Origin of the sequence: Acetobacterium sp., from assembly GCF_041752335.1 — a bacterium.
In the GTDB taxonomy this organism is placed as follows: Bacteria; Bacillota; Clostridia; order Eubacteriales; family Eubacteriaceae; genus Acetobacterium.
On sequence record NZ_JBGSHG010000012.1, the window covers coordinates 47,883 to 61,961 of the forward strand.

At 45.5% G+C, this 14,079-nt stretch carries 11 protein-coding genes; 7 read left to right on the top strand and 4 right to left on the bottom strand.

Annotated features, from left to right (window positions below; all coding sequences use genetic code 11):
- Window positions 1–192: 192 nt before the first annotated feature.
- Window positions 193–870 carry a trans-aconitate 2-methyltransferase gene (locus ACEW8F_RS02330; RefSeq protein ID WP_373481863.1) on the bottom strand — a complete coding sequence of 226 codons (678 nt, stop codon included), beginning with the start codon at window positions 868–870 and terminating at the stop codon, window positions 193–195.
- A gap of 610 nt (window positions 871–1,480) precedes the next feature.
- Between ACEW8F_RS02330 and ACEW8F_RS02335 the strand changes: the two genes are divergently transcribed.
- Together ACEW8F_RS02335 and ACEW8F_RS02340 are read left to right on the top strand one after the other, a co-directional pair.
- Complete coding sequence (locus ACEW8F_RS02335) at window positions 1,481–2,281, top strand: alpha/beta fold hydrolase (protein ID WP_373481864.1); 801 nt, start codon at window positions 1,481–1,483, stop codon at window positions 2,279–2,281.
- An 86-nt stretch (window positions 2,282–2,367) separates the two neighbouring features.
- Window positions 2,368–3,381 (top strand): 4Fe-4S binding protein, encoded by a 1,014-nt coding sequence (locus ACEW8F_RS02340; RefSeq protein ID WP_373481865.1) that lies wholly within the window; start codon window positions 2,368–2,370, stop codon window positions 3,379–3,381.
- A gap of 582 nt (window positions 3,382–3,963) precedes the next feature.
- On the opposite strand, the gene ACEW8F_RS02345 is transcribed toward ACEW8F_RS02340, so the two are convergent.
- Complete coding sequence (locus ACEW8F_RS02345; RefSeq protein WP_373481866.1) at window positions 3,964–4,638, bottom strand: Crp/Fnr family transcriptional regulator; 675 nt, start codon at window positions 4,636–4,638, stop codon at window positions 3,964–3,966.
- 116 nt (window positions 4,639–4,754) lie between these two features.
- Between ACEW8F_RS02345 and ACEW8F_RS02350 the strand changes: the two genes are divergently transcribed.
- From ACEW8F_RS02350 to ACEW8F_RS02365, 4 genes are all read left to right on the top strand, one after another.
- Window positions 4,755–5,237, top strand: coding sequence for a permease (locus ACEW8F_RS02350; RefSeq protein ID WP_373481872.1), 483 nt, complete (start codon window positions 4,755–4,757; stop codon window positions 5,235–5,237).
- Window positions 5,234–5,962: a permease gene (locus ACEW8F_RS02355; RefSeq protein ID WP_373481867.1), complete on the top strand. Its 729-nt coding sequence runs from the start codon at window positions 5,234–5,236 to the stop codon at window positions 5,960–5,962. Before ACEW8F_RS02350 ends, ACEW8F_RS02355 begins: the two co-directional genes overlap by 4 nt.
- A 432-nt stretch (window positions 5,963–6,394) precedes the next feature.
- A complete protein-coding gene (locus tag ACEW8F_RS02360) occupies window positions 6,395–7,354 on the top strand; it encodes a chitobiase/beta-hexosaminidase C-terminal domain-containing protein (RefSeq protein ID WP_373481868.1) in 960 nt (319 codons plus the stop codon).
- 285 nt (window positions 7,355–7,639) lie between these two features.
- Entirely contained in the window at window positions 7,640–8,680 is a 1,041-nt protein-coding gene (locus ACEW8F_RS02365) for an alpha/beta fold hydrolase (RefSeq protein WP_373481869.1), read from the top strand.
- Window positions 8,681–8,739: 59 nt separating this feature from the next.
- Here ACEW8F_RS02365 and ACEW8F_RS02370 read toward each other — a convergent pair whose 3' ends face one another.
- Window positions 8,740–11,781 carry an ATP-binding protein gene (locus tag ACEW8F_RS02370; protein WP_373481870.1) on the bottom strand — a complete coding sequence of 1,014 codons (3,042 nt, stop codon included), beginning with the start codon at window positions 11,779–11,781 and terminating at the stop codon, window positions 8,740–8,742.
- Between the two features lie 284 nt (window positions 11,782–12,065).
- Window positions 12,066–12,968 (bottom strand): hypothetical protein, encoded by a 903-nt coding sequence (locus ACEW8F_RS02375; RefSeq protein ID WP_373481873.1) that lies wholly within the window; start codon window positions 12,966–12,968, stop codon window positions 12,066–12,068.
- Between the two features lie 306 nt (window positions 12,969–13,274).
- On the opposite strand from ACEW8F_RS02375, the gene ACEW8F_RS02380 reads away from it, so the two are divergent.
- Window positions 13,275–13,799, top strand: a complete 525-nt coding sequence (locus ACEW8F_RS02380; RefSeq protein WP_373481871.1) for a DUF2284 domain-containing protein — start codon at window positions 13,275–13,277, stop codon at window positions 13,797–13,799.
- Window positions 13,800–14,079: the final 280 nt, after the last annotated feature.

Consider the following 14,079-nt stretch of genomic DNA (forward strand, 5'->3'; position numbering starts at 1 on the left):
TAGTCGATCTACTGAAAAAACTCATCCATACCCCGCAGGGCCTGAATGGCATCGCTGCCAGAAATAACTTTTTCCGTATGCTCCACTGCCAGATTGCCCTGCTTGATGATAAAAGGCATCTTTTTCCAGGTGTCATAAACCACCGCATAACAGATGCTGGCCTGATGGATCAGCGAACGGTTGTTACTCAGCTCAAACGCCTTGTTTTACGGCAAAAAAAACAGCAAAGTTTAAATATTTAAAAATACAATCGACTTTGGAAAATCCTTCAGCCTGAAGCCAGTCCATCTGCTCGTTCAAGGGGGCAGTTTGATCAAACGAAGTACGGTGATAGTAAGCCTGCAGTTCGTCATCCGGGATTTGTCTTTTTTTGACAAAGTCATGCCAGATTCTGATAAATTGGGTTTCGATTTCCGGATCAGGACTTAACACCTGATCGGCATTGACAAAGATTCCCTGCGGTTTAAGGTTTGAAAAGCAGCGCTTATAAAGTCCACGCTTCTTTTCATCCGCCAGATGGTGGATCGACAGAGCCGATACAATAGCGTCATATTTTTCGAAATACTGATGGGTTGTATAGTCAGCGGCGATATAATCAATCTGCTCCAAACCGGTAAATCGTTCCCGGGCCAGATCCAGCATGTTTTCAGCCTGATCAATTAAGGTAATCTGCGCCTTGGGGTATGCTGCCAGCACAAAGGCCGATAACAGACCGGTGCCGGCACCGAGATCGAGAATTTTAGGTGCCTCCGTATCAAATTGCAGAACTGAAATGGCCGCCTGGTAAAAGGTATCATAGCAAGGGATGAAATGCCGTCGGTTGGCATCGTAATCCTGACTGTAGTGGTTGAAAACGTCTTTTAAATGCATCGCTTATCCTCTTTTCGTTGTAATGACTGATTAGTTGTTTAAGTGCGCCCGTATGACACCGAGACTTTTTGTCACATGTTATATGCAGGCAGCGCAAAAATGTAATAAGTGAAACTTCAAAAGGTCGCAAAACCGCCGTCTCTTTGTGTTTCATGTGTCAATTGATCTGCCCGGGGCCGGTTTTATTTTTGCTTTTGCTTATAATTATACGCCGATTAGCAAAAAATGGCTATCACAAATCACACTTTGTCCGCCAAGCTTTTTCTCCATTTTCACTTTCATTAACAAATGTTAATGATCTGTCCATCTCTTTGCCGTCGACTGCTGGACATCCTAGGCGGCATCATAAAAACCACAACTTACTCCTCCATTGTAAACCGCCGCGACAACCTATAGTCTCCACGGCGATTTTTTTACGTAATGAGCCGATCCTCAGGCAAATTGACGAATATTCTCTTTATACATCGTCGCAGTCAATCAAATCGCCGTGAAACATTATTTCCGCCATACTTTACAATTCTTCCATTGACGAACCCTTTTTTTATCGGTACACTTACAAAAAGACCCCTTCCGCTGGGAATGGGAAAATCTGCGAAAGAAGGTCATCATCGTGCTGGAAAAAACAATCACCTCCCCCCGGGGCACCGTTCATTATTGGATCGCCCGGCACCGGGATCCCCAGGCAATTTGTCTGGTGTTTACCCATGGGCTTACTGCCAATCACCTGATGTTTGATCACCAGGTTAGCTATTTTAGAAAGCATTACACCGTCATCAGCTGGGATCTACCACTCCATGGGGCTTCCCGTCCCTATGTGGATTTTTCATTTCACCATGCTGCCGCGGATCTGGACGCCATCCTCCATCAGGAAAACATTCCGACGACGGTCCTCATCGGCCAGTCGCTGGGGGGCTATGCCTGTCAGCAGTATGCCCTGGATTTTCCAGAAAAGGTGCTGGCTTTTGTGGGGGTGGACACCTCGCCTTTTGGTCTTTCCTACTATTCGCCGACGGATCGGTTCTGGGTGCGACAGGTGGAGTGGATGTCCCGCTGTTATCCCCATGACAAACTGGTGACGGCCATTGCTAAAGGGGCCACCCATAGCAAACGGGGGTTTGACAACATGATGACGATGTTGGCACCTTATGGCAAGGCAGAACTTTGCCGGATCATGGGGATCGCCTATGCCAGCTTCCTCCGGGAAAACCGGGATACGGCTTTTTATTTCCCGGTGCTGCTGACCCTGGGCGAATATGACAAAACTGGCAAGGTGCCCCAGTACAACTGGGCCTGGGCGGCCAAAACCGGCTATCCCCTGAAGATCATCCCCGCGGCTGGCCATAATGCCAATGTCGATAACCCCGTTGTTTTTAATGCGATGGTTGGGGATTTTCTGGATGGATTAACCTGAATCATAACCTACTCCGATACTCTGACACCATTTTGACATCATTAAAGATTAACATAATGGGCATACAATGATTGGAGGTGGTCATCATGGCTAAACCTAAAAAATTCAACCTGCGTTTGATGGTGCAAATCTTCTTCTTTACCCTTATCGCCCTTATTACGGCAAATAAAACCCTGGCTGCCGCCGGCATGGGGATTCCCTTTTTGTCAGCGACGTCGCTCCATGCCCTTTGTCCTTTTGGCGGTGTAGAAACCTTTTTTACCCTGGCAACAACCGGATTCTTTGTCCCCAAAACCCAGATTTCTGCAGTGATTTTGATGAGTCTGGTATTTCTGCTGGCGCTGCTTTTCGGTCCGGTTTTCTGTGGCTGGATTTGCCCCTTTGGCGCCTTTCAGGAATGGATCGGCAAAATCGGAAAAAAAATATTTAAGAAACGCTATAATCAGTTTATCCCCCCAAAGGTAGACAAGGTACTGCGCTATTTACGCTATGGCGTACTGATCTGGGTACTGACGGTAACGGCCGTCTCCGGAGCGCTGTTGTTTGCCACTCTTGATCCCTATCACGCCTTATTCAAATTTTGGACCGGAACGGTGGCCCTGCCAGCCCTGATTCTGCTAATGTTTATCACCATCGGCTCGTTGTTTGTGGAACGGCCCTGGTGTAAATATGCCTGTCCCTACGGCGCCCTGCTGGGTCTTTTCAACAAGATCCGGATCTTTAAAATCCGCCGAAAAACCGATACCTGTGTTAGCTGTCAGAAATGCAGTCGCAGTTGTCCGATGAATATTGATGTCTGCCGGAATGAGACGGTTACCAGTCTCAGTTGTATCAGTTGTTATGAATGCACCTCTGACCGAAATTGTCCTAAAACCGAAACCCTGGTGGTTCAGGCCGCCGAAAAAAGCCCTCAGCTTTCCATTGCCGTGGTAGCGATTGTGATGTTGACGGTGTTTATTGGTGGGATTTTCGGAACGATAGCCCTGGGCGTCTGGGATTCAAAAACAAACGAACAGGGATCGGGGGGAAAGAACAGCGGCGGCGGACAAAAAAATCGAGTGAAAGTGCTAGAAGAAGTCCATGAAAAGATTTCGGATTAACCTAAAGATGGGCGGAATTACACCCGCTTATCTTAAGCTGTCACAACAATTGTCAGTCCCAATAAGAATTGTTTATAAGCGTATACGAATTTTATACAAACGTTTACACCTTGTCTATTTACTTTTATTAGCACCATGATATAATAGGTACATATCAAAAATCAACTGAATCATTTTCAGTAACGAGTGATAAGAATCAATGTGTCAACCACTTAAAAAACAATTACGACGCTGGCAATACAATCAATGTACCGACCCGAGGTTGAAGGTGAAAATTTGACCATGATGAAATAATTGATTGACAGGCCGGGAAAACAATCTGCATCAAGACAGATCTTCCAACTATTAAAAAGAGCAATCTTTTTAACCGACGGATATCCCCTTATAAGTGTGTAATGTTTAAACTGAAAAGTGAAAAAGAAGATCTTTGATAAAATCAAAAGAAGGAGTCCAAACGGATGACTACTGAGATTGTGAACTAGGCCGGTTTCGCAGGTTAAATGGCGGAATCGGTTCTAGTTCTTTTTTGGGTTAATATAGTATTTCAATTTATTTACCTCTTTTATAGTATCCAGAATACTTTCAAATCAACCATAAATCCATATTCTTAATGGTAATTGTTTTCGAATCGAAATCGATCAGACCATCCTGTCGCATTTTATTGAGCTCCCGGCTCAGGGATGATCGCTGAATGCCAAAACGTTGGGCCAGTTCTTTTTTTGATGATGGCAGTCGGATCACCTGACTTTTCTGAATCTGGGACTCATACCGTAAAAAATCTATGATGCATTGGCGGATTGTTTTCATCGATATTGCGTTGATTTTGTCTGTGAGAATCAAAGTCTTGTCAGAGATGGCTTTAATCAACCCAATCATAAAGGTGCGGTTCATCTGGCACAGTTCCAGAATCAGTTCTTGATGAAGATGGATGATCACCGTCGGCGACTGTGCCAACACGGTCATCGGATAAGTGTTGCGGCTGGAAAAAATCAGATTGGCACCCAGCACATCGCCGTCCTGGAAAATACTGATGGTCAGAATATTACCCTCACTATCGAGATTCTGCACCGCCACCCGGCCATTGAGAATTAGATCCATGGTCCGGCAGCACTCATTCTGAAAATGGATCACCTGATCTTTTTCATACTCCCGTTTCTCATAGTAATGGACTCTGAAAAGCTGATTTAGCGCTTCAGCTGAAAAATCAGAAAAAAGGCTATGGCTGGATAAAACTATCATAAAATCGTGATGATTCATAAAATAACCTCCTGAGATGTGACCCTGGTAACTTTTTATTCCGCTGATCTACAGTATAATATAGAAAAGTCGAATTTTGAAGCTGAGATTCACATAATCAACTTGGAGGTTAAATGATGGATGTTTTTACACTGATTTTCTGGATGATTACCCTGGTATGGCTGGGGTTTTCACTAAAAAAAGACAAGGGCAAAACCCTTAAGGCCATTAAAATGTCTGGGGGGCTGATGAAAGGGATCGCCGGCGATATTCTTGGCATCTTGCTGTTAATTGGTCTGATTCTTACCTTTGTGCCGCCGGAAACGATTAAAGCAACCTTCGGCCAGGCTAATGAGGTTGTTTCGACGGTGCTTTTTGCCCTACTGGGAAGCATCACCCTGATTCCTGCCTTTGTGGCCTTTCCGCTGGTGGCCTCACTGGTGGATGCCGGCGCCAGCATCGTTCCGATTGTCGCTTTTCTGACCACGCTGACGATGGTCGGGGTGGTAACTTTTCCCCTTGAAAAAAGAGAATTCGGTCTTAAATTTACACTGATCCGCAACTCTCTGAGCTTTGGTTTTGCCCTGGTGATTGCTCTGGCGATGGGGGTGATCTTATGACATTTTTAAAAAGCCAACTCAAAAACAACCGCTTTCTGATGATCGTGATCCTGGCTTATGTGGCAGTTGGAATTTTTGCCCCGGACAAATTTCTGCCATCGCTGGGCAACACCGGCTATTATGTCAAGGAAATGCTGATGATTATGCCGGTAATTCTGCTGTTGACCTCACTGATTTCAGCCTGGGTGCCAAAAGAAACCATCGAAAACGCCTTCGGCAAAAACTCTGGTATAAAAGGTTCGCTGTTTGCGTTTTTACTGGGCAGTTTTTCAGCCGGCCCCATTTACGCCGCCTTTCCGGTCTGTAAAATGCTGCTGAGCAAGGGTGCCAGCATTGCCAATATTGTCATCATCCTGTCCACCTGGGCGGTGATCAAAATCCCGATGCTGATCACTGAAAGCAAATTTCTCGGCCCGGAATTTATGGTCGTCCGCTGGATTTTGACCACCGTGGCGATTTTTCTGATGGGTTATATCACCTCCCGGTTTGTCAAACCGGAGGATCTACCCGCTGATGATGAGGCCGCCGCAGTGTATGATCCCCTTTCCCTGAATCCGGACTATTGTGTGGGCTGTGGCCTGTGCGCCAAAATCGCCCCCAGCCATTTTAAGATGGTCGCCAAAAAAGCGTCGATCATCAGCCAGACCCTATCGCCCGGGGACGGTCTGGCCATCAAGGACGCTATGGCCAAATGTCCCTCCCAGATTATCCGGTTTCAACCCTGAAAAATCCCCCTGATACAATTAGGTATCAGGGGGATTTTAGGCCATTTTCAGATGATTCATTACTGTATCTTTTGATCCCTGTTTAAACTTGTCAAATAATTTCTTTATTCACCGGGCTTGCACCAGTGATTTTATAGGTTTTGAATGTTTTTTCCAGACACTCATTCCCGGCCCGACGGTTACAAATTTTGGTTTTCCCGTATTGTTAACTGATTTCTTTATTATACTATCTTCCTGCTGATTTGTAAGATGCTCTCAAAAATCCCAGCGAAACATTTTAGAATAAGTCAACAACCCATTTCTCATTAATTTTAACTATTAATATCTTTTAAATTGTCGCACAAAATGATGATATATTTTAAATCGGACGGGTATGAAGTTTTTATAGAAGACCGCAAAAAGCCTTTACACTGTGGAAGGGAGGTGAAATTCATGGAAGATTTAGAATTTTGTCCAAAGTGCGGAGCAAAACTCGACCCTGGCGAACCATTCTGTGGGAATTGCGGCTTTGAGACCGAAGTATCAGACCATCTTGTACCGATTCCTCAAGAGCCAATTCAACCGGTTCAAATGGTATCAGCACAAATGTCTGGGCCCCCAAATACGTCATCGGCTGGATCTCAGAAGACGGTGATCATCATGGCCGTTATTCTGGGAGTAATTGTTCTGATTGGCGGCGCCACTTTTTTATGGTTCAGTCTCAGCGGCAAAAATAACGGTAATCCGGCAAATACCAACGATCTGGCTAACTCTGGCGTAACTGGGGAAAAACAGGTGGTGATCGATCTGCCTTCATATTCCTTAAACGAAGGCAGCTATGCCTCGTCCCAGAAAGTTGAAATCAACAAGCCCTCCGGCGAGGAAATTGTTGTATATTTTACCATTGACGGCACCGATCCGACTGACAAGTCAAGTCGTTATGAAGCCCCCATCGTTTTAAACGCCTCGGCAACCGTGAAAAGCATTGCGATTGACAAAGGCGGCAATAAAAGCGGCATCAAGACTGGCACCTACACCATTACCATTCCTCAACAGACAGCGACTCAGCAGGCTACGACCCAACAGCCAACCACCACAACCACAACACCGGCTGTAACCGTGGCCCCGGAAGTCAATGAATGGCAACAGTTCGAAGATTACATCAGCGGCACCTGGAAGTGGACGGACAGCAGCGGGTTTACGCTTTATTATCAGTTCAGTGGTGGAATGCTCCTGGTAACAGATGGCGGCAGCGACTATTATTATGATTACTACTCATCAACGGTTTCAACCGGAACAAACGGCACCATCGGCACCATCTATACCGGAGGCGACCAGCTCTATATTGATTGTAACCCATTGGGTGACAACGCCATCTATATCAATGGTTATCCTTGCACCTATGTCCCCTGACCAAAATCACAGCAATTAATCAGAGAGGAGTCCCGGCCATGACCATGGAAAAACGAAGCTGAGGCTGATTCTGCATATGCAATGCGGAATCAGCCTCAGTATTTTTGGGATGACAACGGATCCAGTAATGCTGATACAGTCCTACTAACCTTACTGCTGAAATCAAGCTTCCAACTTGACGCCATCAAATTGTTTCGATATAATCGAAACATCCTATTAACTATCAGAGGATTGACTGAAGTTGATGATACTCATAAAATTTTGTTGTGAAAGGGGTAGCAAATCGTGGCATTATTTTTAGTTTTACTTCTGGGTTTGATCAGCATCGTTACCACCTTGCTGATGGTCTTGTTTTCTGGCAAAATGATTCCCTACACCGATGCCACTGGCCAGGTGCTCCCGGGCAGTTTATCGGAAAAATCCTGGATCACCATCAATGGGGTGGAAATGGGGATGATTATTAAATCCCGGGATATCAGAAAACCGGTGCTGCTCTTTGTCCATGGAGGTCCGGGAATGCCGGAATATTGGCTGAACGCAAGCTATCCTGCCCACCTTGATGAACTGTTTACGGTGGTGTGGTGGGACCAGCGCGGCGCCGGTCTGTCTTACCGCCCCGGGATCCCTCCTGAGACGATGACCACTGCCCAGCTGGTGGCCGATACCATTGCGGTGACCCAGTATCTGCGCCAGCGCTTTCGCCAGGACAAGATCTATCTGATGGCCCATTCCTTTGGCACCTATCTCGGCATTCAGGCAGTGGCACAGGCACCGGAGTTCTACCACGCCTATATCGGGGTGGCTCAGTCGGTCAATCTGGTGCTATCGGAAGAACTGGCCTATGAATTTATGCTAAAGTACTATGCCGATGATAAGAAGAATCTGGCACAGTTAAAAAAAGCCCCCTATGGAACTGCCGGTTACGAACGCATTCGGGATCAGGTCATGCATGAGGCCGGGATTGGTACCACCCACAAGATGTACTCAGTGTTTACCGGAATTTTTCTGGAAGTGATGAAGCACCGGGAATATATGCTCAAGGAAAAGTTACAGATCTGGCAGGGTAAAGCTTTTTCTAAAAACACGGCACTCAACGAGGAATTCCGACAGGCCAATCTCAACGATCTCATCACCCGGCTGGAGATTCCGGTCATCTTTTTTTCCGGAGCTTATGATTACACCGTCAACTACCACCTGTCGGAGATTTATCTGGAAGAAGTCCAGGCCCCGGAAAAACACTTCTATCTTTTTGAAGACTCTGCCCACAGCCCTATTTTTGAGGAGCCGCAGGCGGTACTGAAAATTTTGGGCGATTTACTGGCATAGAGAAGCCATTTCCTTGAAACCCGCTGAAAATTGCCACCGCCAGTTCAGCCAGTTATTGATTAAATTTTTTGGTAGTCCCCTGTTTGCAGCCGCTCTTCCGAAGACTCCTGCTGAGTGTCGATAAATATCTGAATAGCTGAATAAAAATGGTCAAAGCTGATCTTGAAATTTTTTATATCCTGACTTAAGATCTCATCCATACCCGTCTCCAGCAGCTCTGCCTCCATTTTACAGACCTGTTGATAAAGCTCAGTGGCATCAATATTACCCAGAACCCCTTTAGCCGTGTGCATTTTTTGTTTCAAAAGGTCTTTGTTCTGAGTCTCCAGGGCAGTTTCCATGTCAGCCGCCATGCCCGGATGGGTTTCGGCAAACACCGTCAGCAGGGTCACGATCAGCTCCTGGCTGTTCCCCATCCGATTCTTGACCTGATCCCAGTCGATTTCTTTGATTTTCATGGCTTCAATCCTGATTGCTTCTGATTTTTCTTCAATCAACTCCGATATTTCCGCTCTTACTTCAGTCCTTGCGCTGGCGTCAGCTGCCCCCCCGCACTCTTTTGCTTGAAGCTTCACATATTTCAAGATCATATGATACAAAAGCAGGGGATCGATGGGTTTTGAGATGTGATCATTCATGCCATTGATCAGGCATTCATCCCGTTCATCGGCCATTGTCCGGGCGGTCATTGCAAGGATGGGAATATCACGGTTAATGATCCGGATTTTACGGGTTGCCTCAAACCCGTCCATCACCGGCATCTGCAGATCCATCAGAATAAGGTCATAATCATCCCGGGCTTTAGCATCGTTAATTCGTTTCAGGGCTGCCGCCCCGTTTTCCACTGAATCCACCAGGGCGCCTTCCTGCCGCAGCAATTCTTCGGCAATCTGCCGGTTCACCGGATTGTCCTCGGCCACCAGAATTTTGAGTCCAGCCAGACTTGCCAGGGAATTATCCTCCGGATGGTACAACACATCTATTACCGCTTTCTCCGCTATGGGAGATTTCCCCAGCCAGACGGTAAAGCTGAAGGTGCTGCCAACGCCCAGATCGCTTTCGGCCCACAGATTTCCGCCCATCAGCTCGACCAGATTGCGGCTGATGCTAAGGCCCAAACCAGTGCCGCCGTAATGCCGGGTAATGGAATTATCGTTCTGAGTGAATGGCTCAAAGAGACGTTCCAAATTGTTCGGAGCAATGCCGATCCCGGTATCGCGGACTGAAAACTTGAGCAGATGCTGGTTTTCCCGGCTTTCTTCCAGACTGATGGTCACCCTGATCGTTCCGGCACTGGTAAATTTAACCGCATTCCCGACCAGATTGGTGAGCACCTGACCCAGCCGCAGCGGATCACCCTGATACCACCGGGGCAGATCAGCTGGTACATCAACTAAAAACTCCAGCTTTCTTGCTGCGGCTTTTTCAGCAAACAACAAGATGGTATCATCGATGACCTTTTCCAGATTGAAATCGATGGTTTCCATGCCCAGCTTGCCGGATTCTATTTTAGAAAAATCCAGGATATCGTTGATGATACCCAACAGGGCGGTTGCGGCACCATGAATCTTATTTACATAATCTTCCTGTCTGGCATCCAGTTCGGTCTGCATGACCAGATGAGACATCCCCAGAATCGCGTTCATCGGCGTTCTGATTTCGTGACTCATATTGGCCAGGAATAAAGACTTGGCTTCGGTGGCAGCATTGGCATTTTGCAACGCAATTTCCAGTTCCTTTTCTTTTTCTTTAATCTCGGAGATATCCGTAAAAACCCCTAGAAATCCACCCACTCTGCCATTTGCCAGATAATATACATTGAGACTATAGAGGACAAACTTTTCTTTCCCGTTAGCACTTAAAAAAGAGGTCTGTCGCACGGCCGGTCTGCCAGTTGACATGGCTTCTTCCTTCATCTGGCAATACTCCCGGAAATCGGCTTTGGACATGTAGGGAAATTCTGAAAGATTACGATTGATATAGGCTTCGGTATCCGGACCGTAAAGACGGGAAAACTTGTTGTTCAACCCCAGCAGTTGGTCGTCCCGGGAGACATAAAAAATTCCTCCTGGCATGTCATCCAGTAATTGATTGGTAAAATGATGTTGATTCTTTAATTCTCGATTGCTGGCGATTTCCTTTTCCAGCACGGCTTTTGTCACTTCAATCTGATGAGTATATAAACAACTAACCATATAGAAGGCAATCACCAGAAAATAGATCAAAATATCAATATCCATTCCGATAATGTGCCAGGCAAACAGCGGATAGGCCAGAAAATAGAAGCCATTCTTCCAGGTGTTAGGTTGCTGTTTGGCTTTTCTGGCCGATAATTGAGTGAACGTATTGCGATTAAAATAAACTCCGCCGATGGCGATCAAAATAATTCCGGCCTTGTAAGCCAGATCAATGGTGCCGCTCTGATAAATCAGGCTGGGGTAGATGGCACTGATTAAATCCGTCAGGCTGACAATGGCAAAACCAGTCAAGGCAATTTTATGCCCGATGGTAATGATCCGTTCTTTAAAATAAAGCCAATTTAACAGCAGGAGTCCCTGGGTAAAAAGGCTGAGAACGATGTAAAAAAAAGAAAATATACTAACAAGATCTCCGGAAATCATCAGCGTCCATGGCAACAGGGGCGCCGGTTTGAAAAAAACCAGCCAGACGGTAATCCCCATACAGACGACCAGCGTTATCATATCTGCCATAACCTGAAATTGACTGGTTTTTTTTGTCACAAAACCATACAGGCCGGCAATAGTTACCAGGATCAGAATCCGGCTGATAGCATAGAGTATCACTTCCAGATTAAAAAAACTGACCAGCTCATATCGCCCCGATAAAACAGCCAGCTCCCCAACCATAGCGATAAGGTCAGCAATAAACCAGGCCAATAACCCGTAGGAAACCGTCTTTCTTACCGAATGATTGACTTCCATCATTGGGGTAAAAAAACGCATTGAGAACCAGGCGAAAAGGGTTGCCCCAGGCTTAAGTAGAATCACCAGGACATGGTTCTCCTGTGTAACAGCCAGCAGATAGACCAGTGCATAAATGATGATCAAACCGATAAGCATTTTTTTGTGTTTTTCCTGCATACACCACTTTCCCCTATTCCGGCTATAATTGCTGCCTGATTTCTTTATTATAACACCTGAATCTAGGATGTGGAAGTGTGAAAAGAAATCCGGAAGCTTTCGTTTCCAGATTTCTTCTATAATATATCTGTTCCATCGCGCCTATTATTGACGATATTTTTTAGGAACCTTGAATCCTGATTGATTTTCAAGATGCAAAATAACGCAATAACACGGTATGAAAGCTTCTGAGAGCTTTCATACCGTGTTATTTTTCTGCTTAATATATTAATCAATTTATAATTTTATTTGGTTGTAAAAAGAATATTCACCTCATCAGCTCCAATAACCTCATGGTCAGCATTTTCCAAATCCGTAAGGCGCAACCGGTAACCGGTTTGGACTTTCATGACCGTCACGCCGGATCCGCCCGATTCATTGAGATTAAGCGTTAGGACAGTCGTTCCGCCGCCAGTCAGAAGCAATGGTGTCGCATTTCCCAAATCGACCAGTTTTTTGGCCTCCTGATCAATCAGGAGAACGTTTTTCGTTACGCCTGTCTCTGCGGTGATGGGGTCGTTGAAGGTTAGAACAATATCCTCAGCGGCCGGATCAACATCCATTGCCCCCTCCAGATCTCTGATCATGATCCCGCTTCCTACCGTTGCCGAAATCAACTTAATGGGACTAGCTTTTTCAAGGCTCACCCGTAGGGCCTCCAATCGCAAGCCTGATCCGGTGGTCCCCAGCTGGTCACCATTTCTAAACCAAGGCCCCGCTTCAGGCAGATCCCCCTGATTCTGAACATGCCCCATGTAGGTAATATCATATCCGTCCAGCCCTTCTATCACAATTTTGATGGCTTCGATTCTAAGACTTTCACCTTTTGTACCTGCATAAGCCCCATTTTCGGGCCAGTTACTGGAATCGTTTTCATCGTAAAGCCAGCCCTTGTTCTGTACATGGACATTATACTTGATGTCTGCTCCTATTGGTGCATTGACCAATTCAATCTGGAATCCCTCAATTCTCAGCCCTTCCCCCCGGGTGCCCAATTCTTCCGGCGAGTAAACCCAATCTACATCACCTTTGTTCTGCACATGCCCCTTATAACGGATGCCAATTGGATCCTCGGTTTCCCCGGCGGCAAAAACACCGGAGGCAAAAACCACTGCCAGAAGCATCATCCCCATCAAAACACCACACACTTTTTTCAATACTCTATCCTCCATCGTATAAGATTTTCTGCTGATAACTCAGCCAGTTCCATGAAGAATAATTATTTGTTTCAGCAGCTTGTTACTTTTTATATTACACCTCGACTTTAAAATTTTCAATCATTTTTATTATTTTCATTACCCCTGCTTCAGCAATATTTTGATAAAAACATTTACTACAAATGATATTTGTAGTAAACGTATCGCTTTTGATATAAAATAGCAACATAATATTAAATGCGATTGATTATCAAAAATCAATCCTGTGTGTAATCTAAAATAATCTTTGGAGGAACAATGTTAAGAGACAAAATTATCAACGCGATCAATGAAGTCGGTTTTGACGAGTACCAGGAAATTTCCTCAGTCGACATTAACTTTGCTGACGCCGTGTTTGCCAGCTGCAAGACGAATACCTGTGGCAATTACGGCCAGAATTACTCCTGTCCCCCACTTTCCGGCGACATGGACGCCAACAAGCAACGCTTTTTAAAATACGATCACGCTATTATCCTCAATAAAATCATGTTTCTGGGGGAATATTACGAAAAAATGGAAACGAGTACAATGGAGGTCCTGGCCTTACTCGATCAGCTCCGGGATAAGCTGGAAGCTGATCCAGTGATGATTGCCGGCCCTGGTGGCTGCAATCTTTGCCCTGAATGTGCCGCTAAAACAGTGGAAAACTGTCGTTTTCCGGAAAAGAAACGTTATTCCCTGGAAGGAAGCGGTATCGATATTGTCGCGATGTCCCGAAAGCTGGGAATGACCTATAATGCCGGCGATAAAAAGGTCGGGTTTTTTATGATGGTGCTTTATTAATTTAGTACTGACGCTAACATTAGGACCGATTTCTATCACTGTTGTTAACCAGTTCTCCGCTTAGCCACAATAAAAAGACTGCCAACCAATAGGTTCAGCAGTCTTTTTATCTTTGTTATCATCAATTGATGATAACAATCATTATCTTCAAAATCAGATTATCTTCAATCTTGGTAGGATTGCCTGAATTATAAGGAAATCCTGTTGAATTTTAAAGATAATAAATCGTCATTGTACGCTATTCTTTTATTAGCCGGTTATCGGCAGATCGGAGGATAAT

Excerpts from the sequence above, each read along its gene's own strand:
- ACEW8F_RS02360 (WP_373481868.1), top strand. The coding sequence starts at position 6,395 with ATGGAAGATTTAGAATTTTGTCCAAAGTGCGGAGCAAAACTCGACCCT.
- ACEW8F_RS02330 (WP_373481863.1), bottom strand. The coding sequence starts at position 870 with ATGCATTTAAAAGACGTTTTCAACCACTACAGTCAGGATTACGATGCC.
- ACEW8F_RS02340 (WP_373481865.1), top strand. The coding sequence starts at position 2,368 with ATGGCTAAACCTAAAAAATTCAACCTGCGTTTGATGGTGCAAATCTTC.
- ACEW8F_RS02355 (WP_373481867.1), top strand. The coding sequence starts at position 5,234 with ATGACATTTTTAAAAAGCCAACTCAAAAACAACCGCTTTCTGATGATC.
- ACEW8F_RS02350 (WP_373481872.1), top strand. The coding sequence starts at position 4,755 with ATGGATGTTTTTACACTGATTTTCTGGATGATTACCCTGGTATGGCTG.
- ACEW8F_RS02370 (WP_373481870.1), bottom strand. The coding sequence starts at position 11,781 with ATGCAGGAAAAACACAAAAAAATGCTTATCGGTTTGATCATCATTTAT.
- ACEW8F_RS02380 (WP_373481871.1), top strand. The coding sequence starts at position 13,275 with ATGTTAAGAGACAAAATTATCAACGCGATCAATGAAGTCGGTTTTGAC.
- ACEW8F_RS02345 (WP_373481866.1), bottom strand. The coding sequence starts at position 4,638 with ATGAATCATCACGATTTTATGATAGTTTTATCCAGCCATAGCCTTTTT.